Here is a 20527-nt window from a genome sequence, read left to right as displayed (position 1 = left end):
TTACACTATTTTAATTTGTTTAACTAACTGGAAAGTGAGTTAGTTTTACTTTATAGGAGTTGTATACATGCCTGAATTTTATAAGAAACAGTGGTTTTTATATCCTGTTTACGTATTGGCATTTTTTGTATTCGTGCTAATTTCACTCCTCTGTTACTTTCATTTAATTATGGGGATATCAGCCTTCTTTATCTTTTGTATTGTACTTTTTTTCGTTATACGATTCGAACTTACTTTTCAAAGGAATTTTGAAAAACATACGACAGATATGATTACAAGGGTAAAGAAAGTGAGTAATGAAGCATTTAACCAAATGCCAATTGGTATTTTGTTATACAATAAGGATTATGGGATTGATTGGGCGAATCCTTATTTATCATCATGTTTGGGGCAGCATGCATTAGCTGGTTGGCACCTTTACGATGTATCAGAAACATTACTCCTTTTTATTAAGGGGGAAACTTCTGACGATATAGTTTCTTTAAATAATCGAAAGTTTCGTGTTTTTGTAAGGAAAGAAGAAAAGCTAATTTATTTCTTTGATGTAACGGAACAAACAGAAATTGAAAAGATGTATGAAGATCAACGCACTGTTTTAGCTGTTATTTATTTAGATAACTATGATGAAGTTACACAAGGATTAGATGACCAATTACGTACGAATATAACAAGTCTTGTGACGTCACGTCTAAATGAATGGGCCGTTAAGTATGGTGCATATTTGAAACGTGCATCTTCAGAAAGATTCTTCGTTGTACTAAATGAAAGTATTTTAGCGCAAATGGAGAAAGGGAAATTTAGTATTTTGGATCAAGTGCGTGAAGAAACATCAAAAAGGAATATACCACTTACATTAAGTGTTGGTGTTGGCTCAGGTGATTTACCTTTATCAGAACTTGGAGCGATGGCTCAATCTGGTTTAGACCTTGCATTAGGACGAGGAGGAGACCAAGTAGCTATTAAACAAGCAACGGGTAAAGTTAAGTTTTACGGTGGTAAGACGAATCCGGTTGAAAAGCGTACTCGTGTACGTGCTAGGGTTATTTCGCATGCATTAAAGGATTTAGTATTAGAAAGCAGTAATGTCATTATAATGGGGCATAGAGCTCCTGATATGGATGCGATTGGTGCAGCGATTGGTATTTTAAAGGTAGCTCAATTAAATGAGCGCAAAGGATATATTGTATTAGATGAAAATGATTCTGATAAAGGAATCAAACGTTTGATGGATAAAGTGAAACAAAATGAAGAGTTATGGTCACATTTTATTACACCAGGGCAAGCGATGGAATTTGCAAATGATGATTCATTACTTGTTGTTGTTGACACGCATAAACCTTCAATGGTGATGGAGGAAAAACTGTTACACAAGATTGAAAATGTAGTAGTTATTGACCATCATCGCCGCGGGGAAGATTTCATTGAAGATCCATTACTTGTTTATATGGAGCCATACGCTTCTTCAACGGCAGAGCTTGTTACAGAATTACTTGAGTATCAACCGAAAAATTTAAAGATGACAATGTTAGAAGCAACGGCATTGTTAGCTGGTATTATTGTTGATACGAAAAGTTTTACATTCCGTACAGGCGCTCGTACATTTGATGCCGCTTCTTATTTACGCTCGCATGGCGCAGACACTGTACTTGTACAAGAGCTTTTAAAAGAAGATATGGGTCAGTATTTACGAGTTGCAAAAGCCATTAAAAATGCGTACATTTATAAAAATGGAATTGCGATTGCTAAAGTTGATGGTGATGAATATTATGACCAAGTACTTATTGCACAATCAGCAGACACATTATTGACAATGACAGGTATCATTGCATCGTTTGTTATTGCAAAACGTGGAGAAAATTTCATTGGAATTAGTGGTAGATCTTTAGGTGAATTGAATGTACAGCTAATTATGGAGAATTTAGGAGGTGGCGGGCACTTAACAAATGCAGCCACACAAATGAAAAATGTTACAGTAGATGAAGCGGAGGAGAAGCTTCAATTTGTTATTGATGACTATTTACAGGGAGGCACACAATCATGAAAGTAATTTTTCTAAAAGACGTAAAAGGTAAAGGTAAAAAAGGAGAAATAAAAAACGTACCAGACGGTTATGCAAATAATTTCTTACTAAAACAGGGGTTAGCTGCCGAAGCGACAAACAGCAGTATGAAAACTTTAGATGCTCAAAAGCGCAAAGAGGAAAAAGATGCAGCAGCAGAAGTTGAGAATGCAAAAGAGCTGAAAGAAACATTAGAGAAATTAACTGTAGAAGTAAAGGCGAAATCTGGAGAAGGTGGCCGCTTATTTGGTTCTATCACGAGTAAACAAATTGTAGATGTAATGCAAAAGTCACACAAGATTAAACTTGATAAACGTAAATTTGAAATGGATGATGCAATCCGTGCATTAGGTTATACAAACGTCAATGTGAAATTGCATCCGCAAGTAACAGCAACAGTAAAAGTTCATGTTAGTGAACAATAAAAATAAATTAAGCAAGGAGGATTGCGCATGAGTGATGTAATGGCTGATCGTACCCCTCCGCATAATATAGAAGCTGAGCAGGCAGTCTTAGGTGCCATATTAATTGATCAGGATGCGTTAACGTCAGCATCGGAACTATTGGTACCTGACTCATTTTATCGAACGAAACATCAAAAGATTTTTGGAGTCATGCTTGGGTTGTCTGATAAGGGAGAACCAATCGACTTAGTAATAATGACATCAGCGATGGCTGATCAAGGATTACTAGAAGAAGTTGGTGGGGTTTCTTATCTAGCAGAGTTAGCAGAAGTTGTTCCAACAGCTGCTAACGTAGAATATTATGCACGCATCATCGCTGAAAAGGCACTTTTACGTCGTTTAATTCGAACGGCGACTCATATTGTATCGGATGGATACGAGCGAGAAGATGATGTGGATGGCCTTTTAAATGAGGCTGAGAAAAAAATATTAGAAGTATCTCACCAAACAAATGCAAAAGCATTCCAAAACATTAAAGATGTTCTTGTAGATGCTTATGATAAAATTGAACTTTTGCATAATCAAAAGGGTGAAGTTACCGGGATACCAACTGGATTTACTGAATTAGATAAGATGACCGCAGGTTTTCAGCGAAATGATTTAATCATCGTGGCGGCGCGTCCATCGGTAGGGAAAACTGCATTTTCACTAAATATCGCACAAAACGTAGCGACGAAAACTGATGAAAATGTAGCGATTTTTAGTTTAGAGATGGGCTCTGATCAGCTTGTTATGCGTATGCTTTGTGCAGAAGGAAATATTGATGCACAAAGACTTCGTACCGGTTCATTAACTTCTGATGATTGGGCGAAATTAACAATGGCGATGGGTAGCCTTTCTAATGCTGGTATATATATTGATGATACACCAGGGATTAAAGTAAATGAGATTCGAGCAAAATGTCGTAGATTAAAGCAAGAGCAAGGTCTTGGGATGGTTTTGATTGACTATTTACAGCTTATTCAAGGAAGTGGGAAATCAGGAGAAAACCGTCAGCAGGAAGTATCTGAGATTTCTCGTACATTAAAAGGGATTGCACGTGAATTGCAAGTACCTGTTATTGCCTTGTCGCAGTTATCTCGTGGTGTAGAATCTCGTCAAGATAAACGTCCGATGATGTCTGACATTCGTGAATCAGGAAGTATCGAGCAGGATGCTGACATTGTAGCCTTCCTATATCGTGAAGATTACTATGATCGTGAAACAGAAAATAAAAATACAATTGAAATTATCATTGCAAAGCAACGTAATGGTCCGGTAGGTTCAGTAGAGCTTGCGTTTGTTAAGGAATTTAATAAATTCGTCAACTTAGAACGCCGCTTTGAGGATGGACATGCACCGCACGCATAAAGGCAGTATAAAAAAGAAACACATTTCTTATAATAAGATGTGTTTCTTTTTTTTTATATGAAAGATAGGGCTTTCATAAGGTGAATATGTAATTCTTACGAACGAAAACGTTTTTCGATAAAAAAATGTTCGCTTTTTGGTTGACTTCTCTTTCTGTTTTGGTACAATTATATTGTTTGAATAGATCGTTTGAAAATTGCGGAGGTGCTTTAATAATGTCTTCAGTAGTAGTTGTAGGAACACAATGGGGCGACGAAGGAAAAGGTAAAATCACTGATTTTCTTTCTGAGCATGCGGAAGTAGTTGCAAGATATCAAGGTGGAAATAACGCGGGACATACAATTGTTTTCGGCGGAGTTAAATATAAATTACACTTAATTCCATCTGGTATTTTCTATAAAGAGAAAATTTGTGTAATCGGAAATGGCTTAGTAGTAGATCCGAAAGCATTACTTGAAGAGTTGAAATACTTACACGATCGTGGTGTAAGTACTGATAATTTACGTGTAAGTAACCGTGCGCACGTTATTTTACCTTATCACTTAAAACAAGATGAATTAGAAGAAGCGAGTAAAGGTGATAACAAGATTGGTACAACGAAAAAAGGTATCGGTCCTGCATATATGGATAAAGCTGCTCGTATTGGTATCCGTATGGCTGATCTTTTAGACCGTGAAGCATTTAAAGAGAAGCTTGAGCGTAATTTAGTGGAGAAAAATCGTTTGTTTGAAAAAATGTACGATACAGAAGGTTTCAGCGTAGAGGAAATCTTTGAAGAGTACTTCGAATACGGACAACAAATCGCACATTACGTATGCGATACATCTGTCGTATTAAATGATGCACTAGATAACAATAATCGTGTATTATTTGAAGGTGCACAAGGTGTTATGCTTGATATCGACCACGGTACGTACCCGTTCGTTACATCTTCTAACCCAATTGCTGGTGGTGTAACAGTTGGAACTGGAGTTGGTCCTGCGAAAGTTACTCGCGTTGTAGGTGTATGTAAAGCATATACAAGCCGTGTTGGTGATGGTCCATTCCCTACTGAACTTAATGATGAAATCGGTCACCAAATTCGTGAAGTTGGTCGTGAATACGGAACAACAACGGGTCGTCCACGCCGTGTAGGTTGGTTCGATAGCGTTGTTGTAAGACATGCACGTCGTGTTAGTGGTTTAACAGATTTATCATTAAACTCTATCGATGTATTAACAGGTATTCCAACTGTTAAAATTTGTGTTGCTTACAAATGCAATGGCGAAGTTATCGATGAAGTTCCAGCTAACTTAAACATTTTAGCGAAATGTGAGCCTGTATATGAAGAGCTTCCAGGTTGGACAGAAGATGTTACTGCTGTGAAATCATTGGATGAGCTTCCTGAAAATGCAAGAAAATACGTAGAGCGTGTTTCTGAATTAACAGGAATCCAATTATCTATGTTCTCGGTTGGACCAGATCGTAATCAAACAAATATCGTTCGTAACGTATACGAAGCTTAATTGATATAAAAAATTGATTTTTTTAAGAAAAAACTCATATTTTTATGAGTTTTTTCTTATTTTTTATAAAAAAATAAAAAAAGGTATTGCAAAAATGAAAGATAGCATGTTATGATATGTCTTGTCGTCACGAAAATATGACGTTGGTGAGTATGAGCCATTAGCTCAGTTGGTAGAGCATCTGACTTTTAATCAGAGGGTCGAAGGTTCGAATCCTTCATGGCTCACCATTTTATTTTTCGTGGCCCGTTGGTCAAGTGGTTAAGACACCGCCCTTTCACGGCGGTAACACGGGTTCGAATCCCGTACGGGTCATGTTTTTTTTATGTTCATTTTTGGTCCCGTGGTGTAGTGGTTAACATGCCTGCCTGTCACGCAGGAGATCGCCGGTTCGACCCCGGTCGGGACCGCCACTTTTGTTTATACCACCATTAGTGGTTTTATATATAGTTTTGGCTCGGTAGCTCAGTCGGTAGAGCAGAGGACTGAAAATCCTCGTGTCGGCGGTTCGATTCCGTCCCGAGCCACTCTCAGGATATTAAGTGGGCCCACTTAATATCCTTTTTATTTTGTCCAGTTTTACAAATGTGGGTAGTTATTTTACAATAGAATGAGGAGCCTCTAGCAGTTGAAGCTAGAGGTTTTTCTATAGATCGTATAGGATTCCGTGTAAAAGTGGATGATACATGAGTCTATGAGAATAGAGGAGAAATACTTAGGCTAAGATTGTTGTCATATAGGAACATACTATAGAAACACCAATATGTTTGAGGATTATTGATCATATTTTTATAAGGAGGAAATAGACGATGATGGGAAAGAAAATTTTAGTAGTTGATGATGAAAAACCAATTGCGGATATTTTGAAGTTCAACTTAGAAAAAGAAGGTTTTGAAATTGTAATGGCGCATGATGGTGATGAGGCGATTGAAAAAGCAAATGAAGAACAGCCAGATATGGTTTTATTAGATATTATGTTACCGGGAAAAGACGGTTTAGAGGTATGTCGTGAAATACGTAAAAGCTCAGAAATGCCAATTATTATGCTTACAGCAAAAGACTCTGAAATTGATAAAGTATTAGGGCTTGAGCTTGGGGCAGATGATTATGTAACGAAGCCATTTAGTACGAGGGAGTTACTTGCTCGTGTGAAAGCGAATTTACGTCGCCATCAGCAGGGTGGTGCTGCAGAGAAAGAAGAAAATACCGAAATGGTTATTGGACCAATCGTTATCAATTCGAACGCTTATAGTGTAACAAAGCGTGAAGAAAGCATTGAGCTTACACATCGTGAATTTGAATTACTACATTATTTAGCGAAGCATTTAGGTCAAGTTATGACTCGTGAACATTTATTACAAACAGTTTGGGGTTATGATTATTTTGGAGATGTACGTACAGTAGACGTAACAGTACGTCGTTTACGCGAAAAAATTGAAGATAATCCAAGTCATCCTACTTTAATTGTAACTAGACGTGGGGTAGGGTATTACTTGCGTGACCCAGAACAGGAATAGTATATGAAGAAAGTTGGTTTTTTTCAATCTATTCATTTAAAATTTGTGCTCATATATATGCTGTTAATATTAATAGCAATGCAAGTAATTGGTGTATATTTCGTCAGGGAATTAGAAAAAAGCCTTGTAAAAGGCTTTCAAGATTCCTTAACGCAGCAAACAAATCTACTTTCTTATAACCTGAAGCAAGAGTTTGTAAAAGAACGTCCTAAAACAGAATCAGTAGATAAAGCTATTAATGATTCGATTCAAAAATTCGCATCAGATCGTAAGAAAGATATTCAAGAAGTAAGTGTAATTGATTCTACTAAAAAATTAATGGCAATTTCAGACGGGTCTAAGCAAAATAAGGTAGGAAGAACGTCAGCAGATACAGCTGTACAACGGGTAATGGTACAAAAGAAACCAGAGTCAAAGATTGAGAAAGATGGAAATACAGGTCATCGAGTTCAAGTTATGATTACCCCTATTCTAAAAGATCCAGGCGGAGAGGTACTTGGTGTCATTCATATCGTTGCATCTATGGAAGATGTGTATAAACAAATGAAGGACATCAACCAAATTTTCGCAACGGGTACAGTAATTGCTTTATTAGTAACAGCTGTACTTGGAATTTTATTGGCTCAAACAATTACGAGACCAATTTCAGATATGCGGAGACAAGCAATTGAAATGGCGAAAGGAAATTATTCGCGAAAAGTAAAGGTGCATAGTCACGATGAGATTGGACAATTAGCATTATCTTTTAACAATTTATCTAAAAAATTACAACAAGCTCGTTCCTCCACAGAAAGTGAAAGACGAAAATTATCATCCGTTTTATCACATATGACAGATGGAGTAATTGCTACTGATCGAAAAGGGGATATCATTTTATTAAATGATCCTGCGGAAAAGATGTTAAATGTTTCGCGTGAAACGGCGCTAGATCAATCAGTGTTAGAAGTGCTAGGAATACAAGAAGAATTTACACTGGATCATTTATATGAAGAGCCTGATTCAGTTTTATTAGATTTTAGTACGAGAAATGAACCATATATTTTACGTGCTAGTTTCTCTGTTATTCAAAAAGAAACAGGGAAGGCAAATGGTTTAATTGCTGTATTATATGATGTAACAGAGCAGGAGCGGATAGAACAAGAGCGCCGTGAGTTTGTTGCGAACGTATCTCATGAGTTAAGAACGCCGTTAACAACGATGCGCAGTTACTTAGAAGCACTTACTGATGGAGCATGGCAAGATCCCAATATTGCACCGCAATTTTTAACAGTTACACAAGAAGAAACGGAAAGAATGATCAGGCTTGTAAATGCATTGTTACAACTATCTAAACTAGATAGTACAGAACATCGCTTAATGAAGGAATGGGTCGACTTTACTGATTTCTTTAATAACGTTATCGATCGTTTTGAAATGTCTAAAGAGCAAAATGTAAGCTTCAAACGATCTTTCTCTAAAAAATCTCGATTTATTGATATGGATACAGACAAAATTACACAAGTTTTATATAACATTATTTCCAATGCACTAAAATATTCGCCAGAAGGTGGTACAGTAACATATCGCCTACGTGACCGCGGGGAGTTATTAGAGATTAGTGTGAGTGATCAAGGAATGGGAATTCCGAAAGAAAATGTAGATAAAATATTTGAACGTTTTTATCGTGTAGATAAAGCGCGTTCGAGACAAATGGGTGGTACAGGTCTTGGGTTAGCCATTGCGAAAGAAATGATTGAGGCACATGGCGGCTCGGTTTGGGCGAAAAGTGAGGAAGGAAAAGGGACAACTATTTATTTCACATTGCCAATGGCGACAGATGAAGAGGACGATTGGGAATGAGTATGGAAAACTTTAAAACGATAGTTCTAATTAATTTGGTTGTCATTAGTCTATTTCTTACTTTTAACTTGTGGACATATGTTCCTGATTCTACTTCTATGCAAAATACAAAGTTCGTTCAAGGTAACGAAGAGATAAATACGATAAAGATTTCGGAGGTTGTTCGCCCATCCTCTGTCGTTATTCATAAAGAGAAAAATCATTATGTAAGCGAAAAAAAGGAAAATGTGGATTCGATCTATAAAATTCTTGAAAACGGAGAATTACATAATTTCGAGGAAATAACGGGGACAGTCCCTAAAGGTGATTTTCTGTCTTATGTACACGGAGAAGAAAAAATTGAATTTGTTTTTCCTACAAATATCCCGTTAGATACGATTAAAAATATGTTTAATATTAAAGATAAAAACATAGAAAGTAACAGAAGTTTTAATCGTATTATAATTGATCCTTCTAGAAGTAAGGACCAAGAAATTAAAGTTAGCTTTGTTTCCTATGATACTCCTCATAAAATATATCAAGCAACATTGAGTGGTGCTTATATAAAGGATATTATAAATGCTCAAAATCAACTTATAACAGTAGCAAGACCATATTTTGAGTATCAAATAAATGATACAAAAAAACTTTTTTTACCAGAGGGGATTACGGAATTAAGTAAGGCAGAGTATATTACAGCTAAACTAGAAGTGGATCCATTTAAAAATGCTTTATTTAGTGATCCACGTTATTTAAGTCCTATTTCTGAGAAAACAAAGGAAACATTTACAGATGGCATCCGTTCTATGGAAATTGATAAGTCGGATGCAATGTTGAAATATAAAAATTCCGCTGTACATGGTGATAAATCTACGGATAATGCGGTAATTTTACAAAAAAGTTTTGACTTTGTAAGTGGGCATAGTGGATCCTTGAAGTCCTATCGTTTTGATTATATTAATGGGAGGAAAACTTCATTCCGTTTATATGAGGATGGTTTGCCTGTATTTAATGCAAATGGAATAGCGGAATTAAAACAAGTATGGGGTTCAGGTGAAATTATGCAGTATGAAAGACCCTTTTTTGAGTTCAGTATTACTTTGCCTAGTAAACAACAAACAACTTCTCTCGCATCAGGTCGTACAGTGATGACATCATTAGAGAATAATCCAGAAATTGATAAAAAATCAATTCAGGATGTTGGTATTGGTTATAAAATGTCATTGGAACCGTCCATCAGTGATGTGAGAATCGCTGTCTTACAGCCGATATGGTATGTAAAATGTGAAGAAGATGGTAAGCAACAAATATATGAGTGGAGTGAGGGGGGACTAAATGGATTGGGATCGAATTAAAACCATATTTATTGTGACCTTTTTTGTTTTAGACCTCTTTCTTATCTTTCAGTTCATTCAAAAGCAAGATAGTAATCAATTAGAACTTGTGACGGAAACGAAAATCGATCAACAATTAAAAGCCGAAAAAATTACTATGGGAAATTTCCCTAAAGAACCGAAAAAAGAGTCATTTATAATGGCAAAAAATAAGGGTTTCAAAGAAGAAGATGTGCAATCTTTAAAAAATCAGACAGCGCATGTGCAAGAGGAATATCAAATAGAGGGTAAATTAAAAGAGCCTTTTTTAAATACAAAATCATTGTCAAAAGATAAGTATAATGAGTTTTTGAAAAATTATGTGCTGGATGGACAAAAATATGAGTTTGGAGCAATAAAGGACTCAAAAATTTACTTCTTTCAAAAGTATAAAGATAAACCAATCTTCTACAATAATCGTGCGATGATTGTTGTAGATTTAAATGAAAAAAATGAGCTTATTTCATATACACAAACAATGTTAACGGATTTGAAGGAAATGGGCGAAAGCGAAAAGACGAAAGAACAAGAAATTATTACTGCTCAAACAGCTTTAGAAAATATATATTTGAAAAATAAAATTGTAGAAAATACGCACGTGAAAGAGGCGCAGATTGGATATGCGACTCTTGCGGAGTCTTCTTCTAATATACAAGTGCTTGCTCCAACATGGAACTTAAAGACAGAACAAAAAAAGGACTTTTTTGTGAATGCAATTGAAGGACAAGTTATGGAATTAGGGGAAACTCAAGTGCCGGAAGAACATAATGGAGTGAGAAAGAATGAGCATGCATTTTAGTGTACTTGCAAGTGGAAGTACAGGGAATATGCTATATGTAGGAACAGATGAAAAAAAACTGCTTGTCGATGCAGGTTTAAGTGGTAAAGCGACAGAGGCTTTATTTAAACAAGCTGAACTGAATATAAATGACATATCAGGTATTCTTGTAACACATGAGCACAGTGATCACATTAAAGGATTGGGTGTATTGGCGCGTAAATATGATTTACCTGTTTATGCGAACGAGAAAACATGGAATGCAATGGAACATTTAATAGGTAATATCCCAACTGATCAAAAATTCATTTTCTCAGTAGGAGACGTGAAAACATTTGGGGATATTGAAGTTGAATCATTTGGTGTTTCTCATGATGCGGCGGAACCGATGTTTTACGCTTTTCATAACAATAATAGAAAGTTAGCTCTTATTACAGATACGGGCTACGTAAGTGACCGTATGAAAGGTGTTATTAAGGGAGCAAATGCTTTCGTGTTTGAAAGCAATCATGATGTGGAAATGCTTCGTATGGGACGCTATCCATGGAGCATTAAGCGACGTATTTTAAGCGACGTTGGCCACGTTTGTAATGAGGACGCTGCATTAGCGATGGCTGATGTTATTACAGATGAGACAAAACACATTTATTTAGCACATTTAAGCTTAGATAATAACATGAAAGAATTAGCGCGTATGTCTGTATCACAAGTATTAGAAGAAAAAGGTTTTGGGGTTGGAGAATCCTTTGAAATACATGATACGGATCAAAAAGTGCCTACGAAAATTCAATACGTATAATTCTTCATTTTAGTAAACAATAAAGGTGAATATAGTTGTTTTCAGGAAGATAGGTGAACAAATATGTCCTTTATTGATGAAGAAAAATATCGTATTAAACGTGCAGGCAAAAAGAAACATAAAGGTATTGTCATTTCTAGCATAGCGGGGACAATTGTAGGGGCTTCATTATTTGCGTTTGGAGCTCCTTTATTTTCAAATCATGCAGGTAAGCTTCCGCAAGCTGAAGCAAGTGAAAAAAATATGGCTGAAGCTCAAAGTGGAAATGTTCCTGTTAAACAGATTAGCTTTGTAGACGCTGTTGATCGTGCTTCAGAGGCTGTTGTTGGTGTTATTAATATTCAACGAGACAATTTTTCAGAGGCTGATTCGGAAGCTGGTACAGGCTCTGGTGTGATTTATAAGAGAACAGATGGACATGCGTATATTGTAACGAATAACCACGTTGTTGCTGGGGCGAATCGTATTGAAGTGAGCTTAAGTGACGGTAAGAAAATTCCAGGTAAAGTATTAGGAACCGATATAGTCACGGACTTAGCTGTACTAGAAATAGATGCGAAGCATGTGAAGAAAGTGATTGAAATTGGCGACTCTAATACCGTTCGTAGAGGAGAACCAGTTATTGCGATTGGAAATCCACTGGGGTTACAATTTTCCGGAACTGTCACACAAGGTATTATTTCGGCTAATGAGCGTATTGTTCCTGTAGATTTAGATCAAGATGGACATTACGATTGGCAAGTAGAAGTATTGCAAACAGATGCGGCAATTAATCCAGGTAATAGTGGTGGAGCGCTTGTAAATGTAGCGGGACAATTAATAGGTATTAACTCAATGAAAATTGCAGCAAAAGAAGTAGAAGGAATTGGACTAGCTATTCCAGTTACGAGAGCTGTTCCTATTATGAATGAACTAGAAAAGTACGGTAAAGTAAGAAGACCTTACGTTGGGATTGAACTAAGATCATTAAATGAGATTCCGAGTTACTATTGGTCAAAAACATTACACTTACCAGGTAACGTAACAGAAGGAGTCTGCATTTTAGATGTGAAAAGTCCTTCACCAGGTACGGATGCGGGTCTTAGAGAACATGATGTTATTGTGGCGGTAGATGGAAAAGCGGTGCACGATATTATTGGGTTCCGCACGGCCTTATATAATAAAAAAATTAATGATAAAATGACTCTTACGTTTTATCGAGGTACAAAACGAGCGACAACAACGGTGAAATTAGGCATTCAAAAGTATTAAAAACAGGAGGGCCTACCTCCTGTTTTCTATTGTAGAAAAGTGAGGTGAAGAATATGAATTTACCTTGTTGTTTAGAACATGTTGAATTAGCATTAGATATCATTGTGGATGAGTGTGAAGTCGCACCGGTTATTAACAATGTGGATAACTCTAAAGAAGAGAAAAAAACATGTGAATTTTGTCAAAATGAGGCGACATATGTTGTATCGAACACAGATTCTCACACAATATGTGGGTAACATTTGTGGATATGTGGATAAGTCCTGTGGATAACGTGTTTGTAAGGTGGGGAATAAATGTGAATATCTCGATTATTTCAATCGGAAAATTAAAAGAAAAATACTTAAAACAAGGTATAGCAGAATACTTAAAACGATTATCTTCTTACGCAAAAGTAGAAGTAATTGAATTGCCAGATGAAAAGGCACCAGAAAATTTAAGTGCAGCAGAAATGTTAATTGTAAAAGAAAAAGAAGGTATTCGTATACTGGATAAAATTTCTGATGATACGCATGTCATTGCGTTAGCTATAGAAGGAAAACAAAAATCATCAGAAGAATTTGCGGTAAGTATAGATCGCCTTGCTACATATGGAAAGAGCAAGATCACATTTGTAATTGGTGGATCACTGGGGCTTAGTTCTGAAGTAATGAAGCGTTCAAACGAATCTCTTTCTTTTTCGAAGATGACATTACCACATCAATTAATGCGATTAGTATTGCTTGAGCAGGTGTATAGAGCGTTTCGGATTAATCGTGGTGAACCGTATCACAAGTGATAGTAAAGCAGAAGTTTGAATTTTTAATTACATATTTTTAAAATTTGTAATTGTAAAGCTATAGGTATTATATATTACATTAAAAGAGTTATAGAGAATAAATAATAAAGAGCGCTTATTATAAGCGCTCTAATGTAATTCTTCTAAAACTGTTTTTATAGCTTTTACAAAATCATGTTCTTTAGTTTTATCTACATTAATACCTATAGGTATTAAATTTCTTTCTAATAATTCCCCAGAATCAAAAGGATGTAAATTTGGAACTATAATAAAATGTTCGCCTTTTATTTGTGCAAAAATCTTATCATAAAGGTCTTTAAAATATTCATCATCAAATGAAAAACCAATAAATAATAATGTTTTGTTACTCATAACGCCATTGAGAACAGACTTTATTTTCTCCTCTGCATATAGCTTATCATAATCATCTTTTGTAACTATCATTGAATTAGGTATTTCTACATTACCATGAAGGTGAATTACTTTTTGTGAATCTTCATCCATTAAGTCTTGTAAATCATCAACATTTCCTAATATTTGTGGCATTATAAACTCACCAGTATAATCCCTCAAATAATCAGATACTATGTTATCGTAATTCGTGGTAAGAATAAATTGTGTATCTAACTTTAAAATATCTAAGATGTTATGGTTGTTACTATTATTTTCCTTAATATAACGAGATTTGATAATCTCCTTAATATCTTTTTTTATTACTTGTTCGGTTTTATATAATACAGAATAGAGTTTTAAAAAACTTAAAGCCTTGAGGTAATCTCCGCGTTTTATTAAATCCCTATATTTTTTTTGATTGGCGTCTACAAGTCCCTTATCTAATTCAAGAAGTAGTTCTCCCCAACTTGGTAAATTAAAAGGAATTGATACTCCTGCACCAAGAAAAGGAATTAGTTTATCAGTTCGATTTTTTAATCTATCTAGGTTACCTCGAAAATCATCTATTAGGTATTTTTTTAAATTCTCTTTTTTATGTTCCCCAATTACTTCTAAAAAGTTAGAATTTAACATATAGGTTTCGTTTATTATATGATTTTCTGAATTAGCTAGACTTTGTCCACAGTATTTGCAAGTTTCGTTAATACTAACGGCAAAATCAATTGAATCTGTAATTTCACAATCATAGGAAATATATTTTGAAATAAATCTTGTTCGTAATAATTCATTTAGAATAATATCAAGTTCAGGCATTTCGAAGTCATAATGTAGCAAACGCTCTTTTGGGAAAATTTCAGATTTTACAACTTCAGCTAAAGTGTTTAATTTTTCGAGTACCTCATCTTCACTTATGTGTAGCTTGTTGCTCACGGTATGAATTAACTGTTCTAATAACATAATGAATTACCTCCTTATTTAGGGGTCTACCGGCAAGGAAAACGATTCTAAATTGATTGCTTGTAGAATAGATTGTCGTTTGAATGACATCTATATCTGTTTCATCAATAAAATTATAGTCGGTAAACCAGGAAATTGACCAGTTATCTAATCCTAATGCTTGTTCAAAATTGAAATAGAGACTGTGAAACATATCAGATGCTGAAACTGGGTATTTTGCATTAGAAGATTGAGTGGAACTCCTACCAGATTTACTAGATGTAAAATTAATACGGGTAGGGTATCCAACAAGCTTATCTTTTTTTGCCTTTTTTACTAAAGCAAGGGGCTCAATTTTATATTCAATATAATAAGATAATAATAAAGAGCTTATCTTCTTTCTTAAATCTCTCTTATCTGTTGCCTTAAGGTTATCTGTTTTGTTAAATAAGGCATTGTTTAATTTTTTAACACTATCTTTAACAGTGTTATCTGTCTGTGAATGTAAATTTTCCCGTATATCCTTTAATAGACGGTCATCTAGTTCTTTGCAAAACTTATACATACCTAGACGATCATCATTAACTACAGGTTTTTGTAAGGATACACCAAGGGTTTTAAGAAGTTCAAGAGAAGCTTGTTTGTGAATTTGGTGAATAGTCGTAGATGTATTTGAATCTTCTTTTGTTAAACCTAAAACATTTCTAACCATTGTTAAAGCAATTTTATTTTGAAAATCAAGTTCAATTCCCGCAATAAAATATGCTGGACCTTTTGTACCTTGTGGAACTACTTCAACAAATAAAAACCTAGCATTAGTTACTATACCATTACTTTCGGTATAATCAAGCCCTGCGATAAAGGTACTATTTGGGATAGTTATATTTAAAACATCCATTAAATAAAACCCAGTTTCACTCATTTGGTCATTAAATGTATTAGGTATGGAGCCATTAATATTAATTTCGTTTATTAAGTGCTTTATATTTTTTTTAAAAGAATTAACTTCCAGGTTTGGGTGTGAAGAAATCTTTTCAACAAAAATATTTTTGAGATGACTATATAGAATATTTTCAAAGAAAATTTTTCCGACATCTTTAGGTTGCTTAGCTAAATTCTCCATTAAATAAGTATAATATTGTGGAAAGTCGATGTTTTGTATCTCTTCAGGAATAGTATATATTGATGAAGCATCCTTTTTAAAATTTTCCACGTCAATAAAATCGAGAAATTTATATCCATTAAAAACATACATAGAATTTGCAATTTCCATTTTAAGTCCCCCTTAACTACTAAATTATAGCATAATGTAAAAAATTTACGTTGAGATGAATATTTAATATAGGAATATAAATTAATAAAAACGTAAAATGCGAATTTATAAATTTAAAATACATAATTATAGAGAAGTCGCCCGTTTTATTAAGGGGCGACAATTTATTTTTCTGTATTCTCTGTAAGGTCGATTATATCCCTAATATCATTAAGTTCTAGAGTGTTTGCGATTTTCTCAATATGATAAAAATTAATGTTCTTCCTTTTTTGATTAGCTAATTCACTTAAAGCAGCGTGGCGGATATCAGTTAACCTTGATAATTCTCGTAAGGATATTCCTTTTTCTTTTGTTATTTCATGAATTTTTACTATAACTTTTTTAGTCATCTTAATCCCCACCCAGCCTTTATCAGTTGACTTTATGGAGAAAGATACCATATAATTTTTAGAAAAGTGGTACGCATTAGCGTACCGTTTTTAGTAAGAATAAGTTCCTTTTGTGAATGAAAGATAAGGTGTAATTAATAAAATATGAAATTTGTCGAATTTATGCTTATTAAAGAAGGATAAACAATAAATATGAAGAAAATATTGTAAAAATATGGATTCTAATGAAGTGACAGGAGGGAGAAAAATGCAGGAATTATCAGCTGTAGAGGGAAAAGAGAAAAAGCCTATGTGGAAACGAAGAAGTATTTGGGTAATTGGTGTAATAGTTATTATAATTTTAATTTTAAAATTAGGAAATTTTAGTGATACGCCTAAAGGACTGGATAAGGAATTTTATAATAATGCTCTTAAAGCTTTCAATGAGATTAATTATGTTGTTGAAGAGAATAAACCCGTTAAAAGTGATGGGCGAGTTCAGTGGGTAGGTGAGCAACTAATTGATATGGATAAAGCTCCTTCAAAGTTTAGTAAAGAGGAAAAAGAGCTACTTAAAGGCTTACAACTTTTAGTTAGTACTGCGACTATGATAGTGTCACACAATGAACGTATAGAGGTTCTAGATGATGATTCAACTAAAAACGTAGAAAAAAATTATTGGTCTATACGTTCGGTAGTAGCGGAACGTCTTAATATAAAGGATAAAATAAAAAGTAATTCGTTAAATTCATTTAATTCCTCGGACGCTAAGGAAGAAGAAAATAAGTTGCAGAATGAAGTGAAAGAGGAATTTAAGAAAGAAGATAACCCATCAGTTCTTTCAGTTTCTTCTGATAGTATTAATGAAATAGATGATTACGGAGTAACTAAATTGGCACGGGTTTCAGGTGAGGGGGATATCGAAGGAGTTAAAGGATTATTAAAGCAAGGCGCTGATCCTAATTTGTACGAAGGACATGGAGAACCACCTTTAATTTGGGCAGCTCGGTCTAACCAAGATAATATAGTGAAAATATTATTAGAAGCTGGAGCTAATCCGAATATAAAATCGGCAAATGGTATTACACCTTTAATGATTGCAAAAGAAGAAGGGGCGAATGTTATTATTAAATATTTATTAGAGTATGGAGCGGAAAAGTAACTATTTAATATGTAACTAATTATTAATTTAATTAATTTTTATTTTTTGAAGGCTTCTTTATTTTAATAAGTATATATAGTTCTCTCGGTAAATTGTTGAAAATGAAAAAACTAACAAGTTGTTGATTTTGTAAGGACGAAGTCCCTCTGCGTAGCAGAGAGAAAGTATGAAGATTATTTGTAAATAAGTTAGTTGGGGAATTTTAGGGGTTGAAAAGGTTTTTGATTATATAAATGAAAATTTACTTGATTATACATAAAGGGGAGTTTTTTAATTGGTTGAATTAAATAAAGTGGATGAAAAATTAAAGAAACCGATATGGAAGAAAAGAAGTTTTTGGATTATTGGTGTTATTATACTTTTATTTTTAAGCTCTAAACTAGGTATGTCTAATAATATACCTGATGGAATTGAAAAAGAATTTTATAACGATTCCCTCGAAGTTTTCCACGAGTTAAATGTATCTATGGAAGATAGGAAACTTCCTGATGAAAAGGTAATTAGTTGGGTTGCTGAACAGGAAAGAAATATAGCAAAGAGTCCTGAAGGGTATACTGAGAAAGAAAAATACATATCTGCTAATTTGCGAAGTTGGATTGTTAATATCGGGAACTTGGTAGAATATGGACAAAATAGGGGGTTGGAATTAGAGTTAAGGGATTTTGAAAAGAAAAGTGATACGGCACGTGCTAATTTAGCAGGAGTTTTAGAGATTGACGAAGATTATTAATTTGAAGTATATAATGTGAAAAAATCAAATAAGTAAAAAATAACAAGTCACCTATTATCCAGGTGGCTTGTTCACATTTTGTTCACATTTTCGATATTTTTTCAAAAAAATTTATTAACCTTTCGGATATTTTTTTATTTGCCTCCTTTGTTTAAGTGAAAGTTAAAAAAGGAGGAATAGAATGGAGAGTTATAACTGTAAATTGATTGATTTGGGGGATTACGTAAAAGTAATTAAATATGAAAAACCAATATCTACTGTTCAAGTTAAGGCTACAAGTAGAAGCGTTAACGAGAAGAAATATTTGGATGTACAGGAGAGAAACTTATCTAAAGTAAGAAAACTAAAAAATAGCGAAATTGATAAATTTATTCATATTGTTATATCAAACTTCAAGGTTAATGACATGTTCATTACTTTAACCTATAAAAAAGAAGAGGTTACCATTAATGAAGCGAGTAAGGACTTTGATAATTGGATTAAACGAATGCGTTGGCGATATGGTGATTTTAAATATATAGCTATACGTTCTTTTCAAAAGCGTGGGACTATTCATTATCATCTTTTGGTTGATATACCAAGATTACCTAAAGAGGATTTAAAAAATAAAACTTTTGAGAAAATATGGGGGCATGGGGAGGTTTATATTGAACGAATCTATAAACTGGGAGTTGTATATTCTCATTCACCTTTATTAAAGTATTTAGTCAAAAATTTAAAGGAATTCAAGGCTGATGAAAGAGCCTTTGGAAAAAGACTATATATAAAAAGTAAAAATCTTATTGAGCCTACTGTAATTAGGGGTGAATACAATAACGTTATGAAGCATTTAAGGAAAGATAAATCTAATTTAGAGCAGATTGATAAACGTAAATGTAGTGTTGAATTTATTGGTAGTATAGAAACTCAAATATATAAAAAAGGATAGAAATCAAAAACAAATTTAGTTTTAAAATCTATATTTTTAAAAAGAGCTTATAATCCCTGTGATAACGATACATTTAAGAAAATATTTTGGAGTTTGAAAAGGTTTAAAAAGATATTTTATAAAGTTACTTAAAAAAGCGTCAATTTTTGTTGGAATTGCAATTAAGAAGTAATATGATTTTGTTGTAAAAAATTAACAATATTATTTTTTTTTAGATAGGCGTTACGTTAATTTTAAATATCGTTACACTAGGGGGATTTTATATGAATGTTATTGGTTATGTCAGGGTATCAACTCAAGGTCAGGCGAAGGAAGGTTATAGTGCTTTATACCAACAAGATGAGATAAGAAAGTTTTGTAAGGAAAATAATTGGACTCTAATTGATATATACAGTGATCTTGGAATTAGTGGTGCGAAGGTAGACGAAGAAGCTATGGAAGTAGAAAGAGAAGGATTCCAAAATATGCTTTCGATGCTCCAAACTAAGAAAGTAGACTATGTAGTTGTGCTAAATACCAACCGTTTATGGCGTTCTGATATCGTAAAAGTATTGGTACATCGTGAATTTAATAAACATAAGGTCGATGTGAAAAGTATCGAACAACCTAATTATAGTATCTATAAGAAAGATCCAAATGATTTTTTAATTAATGGATTAATGGAATTGTTAGATCAATATCAAAGGTTAGAAATTGCACTTAAGCTAGGTCGTGGTCGCAATAAGAAAGCTCAAGAAGGTGGATATGCAGGAGGAAGGGCTGCTTTTGGTTATAAAGCTAGGAAAGGTCAAAAGTATATTGAGATTGACGATAAGAAGGCGGAAATTGTACAACGTGTATTTAACTTAAGAGAGATATATCCTAAGTGGTCATTAACTGATTTAGCCAATGAATTAAACAATGAGGGGTTTACTACTGCAAAAGGAAAAAAATTTACGAAAGTACAAGTTAAGCGAATTCTTGATAGAAAATCTTTTTATCAGGGAACGTACAGCTATAGGAATATAAAGGTAAAGGGGAAACATGAGCCTATTATTTAGAAATT

General features: G+C 34.0%; 19 protein-coding genes and 4 tRNA genes. 20 read left to right on the top strand and 3 right to left on the bottom strand.

Annotation, left to right across the window (positions count from 1 at the left end):
• The first annotated feature begins 67 nt into the window (after positions 1 to 67).
• The 16 genes from NSS74_RS23825 to rlmH all read left to right on the top strand — a co-directional run bounded on the left by NSS74_RS23825 (position 68) and on the right by rlmH (position 13692).
• Complete coding sequence (locus tag NSS74_RS23825; RefSeq protein WP_061675567.1) at positions 68 to 2041, top strand: DHH family phosphoesterase; 1974 nt, start codon at positions 68 to 70, stop codon at positions 2039 to 2041.
• Positions 2038 to 2484 (top strand): 50S ribosomal protein L9, encoded by a 447-nt coding sequence (gene rplI / locus NSS74_RS23820; RefSeq protein ID WP_002130186.1) that lies wholly within the window; start codon positions 2038 to 2040, stop codon positions 2482 to 2484. The genes NSS74_RS23825 and rplI overlap by 4 nt, the downstream gene beginning before the upstream one ends.
• 27 nt (positions 2485 to 2511) lie before the next feature.
• A complete protein-coding gene (gene dnaB, locus NSS74_RS23815) occupies positions 2512 to 3873 on the top strand; it encodes a replicative DNA helicase (protein ID WP_340814426.1) in 1362 nt (453 codons plus the stop codon).
• A 215-nt stretch (positions 3874 to 4088) separates the two neighbouring features.
• On the top strand, positions 4089 to 5378 hold the full coding sequence (locus NSS74_RS23810; RefSeq protein ID WP_002034994.1) for an adenylosuccinate synthase: 1290 nt from the start codon (positions 4089 to 4091) through the stop codon (positions 5376 to 5378).
• 154 nt (positions 5379 to 5532) lie between these two features.
• Positions 5533 to 5608, top strand: a tRNA-Lys gene (locus NSS74_RS23805).
• Positions 5609 to 5621: 13 nt separating this feature from the next.
• A tRNA-Glu gene (locus NSS74_RS23800) sits at positions 5622 to 5693 on the top strand.
• A gap of 22 nt (positions 5694 to 5715) precedes the next feature.
• A tRNA-Asp gene (locus NSS74_RS23795) sits at positions 5716 to 5791 on the top strand.
• A gap of 41 nt (positions 5792 to 5832) precedes the next feature.
• Positions 5833 to 5905: transfer RNA gene (locus NSS74_RS23790), tRNA-Phe, on the top strand.
• A gap of 282 nt (positions 5906 to 6187) precedes the next feature.
• Complete coding sequence (walR, locus tag NSS74_RS23785; protein ID WP_000971867.1) at positions 6188 to 6895, top strand: cell wall metabolism DNA-binding response regulator WalR; 708 nt, start codon at positions 6188 to 6190, stop codon at positions 6893 to 6895.
• 3 nt (positions 6896 to 6898) lie between these two features.
• A complete protein-coding gene (walK, locus tag NSS74_RS23780) occupies positions 6899 to 8734 on the top strand; it encodes a cell wall metabolism sensor histidine kinase WalK (protein ID WP_002143958.1) in 1836 nt (611 codons plus the stop codon).
• On the top strand, positions 8731 to 10068 hold the full coding sequence (locus tag NSS74_RS23775) for a YycH family regulatory protein (protein WP_002143957.1): 1338 nt from the start codon (positions 8731 to 8733) through the stop codon (positions 10066 to 10068). Before walK ends, NSS74_RS23775 begins: the two co-directional genes overlap by 4 nt.
• Complete coding sequence (locus NSS74_RS23770) at positions 10049 to 10885, top strand: two-component system regulatory protein YycI (RefSeq protein WP_340814425.1); 837 nt, start codon at positions 10049 to 10051, stop codon at positions 10883 to 10885. Before NSS74_RS23775 ends, NSS74_RS23770 begins: the two co-directional genes overlap by 20 nt.
• Entirely contained in the window at positions 10869 to 11663 is a 795-nt protein-coding gene (locus tag NSS74_RS23765) for an MBL fold metallo-hydrolase (RefSeq protein WP_002143955.1), read from the top strand. The genes NSS74_RS23770 and NSS74_RS23765 overlap by 17 nt, the downstream gene beginning before the upstream one ends.
• 63 nt (positions 11664 to 11726) lie before the next feature.
• Entirely contained in the window at positions 11727 to 12914 is a 1188-nt protein-coding gene (locus NSS74_RS23760) for a S1C family serine protease (protein WP_061690302.1), read from the top strand.
• A gap of 53 nt (positions 12915 to 12967) precedes the next feature.
• Positions 12968 to 13153: a CxxH/CxxC protein gene (locus tag NSS74_RS23755; RefSeq protein ID WP_002035001.1), complete on the top strand. Its 186-nt coding sequence runs from the start codon at positions 12968 to 12970 to the stop codon at positions 13151 to 13153.
• A 59-nt stretch (positions 13154 to 13212) separates the two neighbouring features.
• Positions 13213 to 13692, top strand: a complete 480-nt coding sequence (gene rlmH / locus NSS74_RS23750; protein ID WP_002130178.1) for a 23S rRNA (pseudouridine(1915)-N(3))-methyltransferase RlmH — start codon at positions 13213 to 13215, stop codon at positions 13690 to 13692.
• A 129-nt stretch (positions 13693 to 13821) separates the two neighbouring features.
• Here the strand turns inward: rlmH and NSS74_RS23745 are convergent, their stop codons facing one another.
• The 3 genes from NSS74_RS23745 to NSS74_RS23735 all read right to left on the bottom strand — a co-directional run bounded on the left by NSS74_RS23745 (position 13822) and on the right by NSS74_RS23735 (position 16683).
• A complete protein-coding gene (locus NSS74_RS23745) occupies positions 13822 to 15042 on the bottom strand; it encodes an SIR2 family protein (RefSeq protein ID WP_000923739.1) in 1221 nt (406 codons plus the stop codon).
• Entirely contained in the window at positions 14990 to 16294 is a 1305-nt protein-coding gene (locus NSS74_RS23740) for a hypothetical protein (RefSeq protein ID WP_000401553.1), read from the bottom strand. The genes NSS74_RS23745 and NSS74_RS23740 overlap by 53 nt, the downstream gene beginning before the upstream one ends.
• A 164-nt stretch (positions 16295 to 16458) precedes the next feature.
• A complete protein-coding gene (locus tag NSS74_RS23735; protein ID WP_000163334.1) occupies positions 16459 to 16683 on the bottom strand; it encodes a helix-turn-helix domain-containing protein in 225 nt (74 codons plus the stop codon).
• A gap of 247 nt (positions 16684 to 16930) precedes the next feature.
• On the opposite strand from NSS74_RS23735, the gene NSS74_RS23730 reads away from it, so the two are divergent.
• The 4 genes from NSS74_RS23730 to NSS74_RS23715 all read left to right on the top strand — a co-directional run bounded on the left by NSS74_RS23730 (position 16931) and on the right by NSS74_RS23715 (position 20522).
• Positions 16931 to 17824, top strand: coding sequence for an ankyrin repeat domain-containing protein (locus NSS74_RS23730; RefSeq protein ID WP_340814422.1), 894 nt, complete (start codon positions 16931 to 16933; stop codon positions 17822 to 17824).
• 274 nt (positions 17825 to 18098) lie between these two features.
• The gene (locus tag NSS74_RS23725; RefSeq protein WP_000229936.1) at positions 18099 to 18554 is read left to right on the top strand and encodes a hypothetical protein; all 456 of its coding nucleotides are present in this window, start codon (positions 18099 to 18101) and stop codon (positions 18552 to 18554) included.
• 181 nt (positions 18555 to 18735) lie between these two features.
• Positions 18736 to 19482 (top strand): rolling circle replication-associated protein, encoded by a 747-nt coding sequence (locus tag NSS74_RS23720; RefSeq protein ID WP_340814421.1) that lies wholly within the window; start codon positions 18736 to 18738, stop codon positions 19480 to 19482.
• A gap of 263 nt (positions 19483 to 19745) precedes the next feature.
• Positions 19746 to 20522 (top strand): recombinase family protein, encoded by a 777-nt coding sequence (locus NSS74_RS23715; RefSeq protein WP_340814419.1) that lies wholly within the window; start codon positions 19746 to 19748, stop codon positions 20520 to 20522.
• The last annotated feature ends 5 nt before the right edge of the window (positions 20523 to 20527 follow it).

Origin of the sequence: Bacillus sp. FSL E2-8868 (assembly GCF_038005505.1) — a bacterium.
GTDB classification, from domain to species: domain Bacteria; phylum Bacillota; class Bacilli; order Bacillales; family Bacillaceae_G; genus Bacillus_A; species Bacillus_A mycoides.
This window is presented reverse-complemented; position numbering and strand designations above follow the sequence as displayed.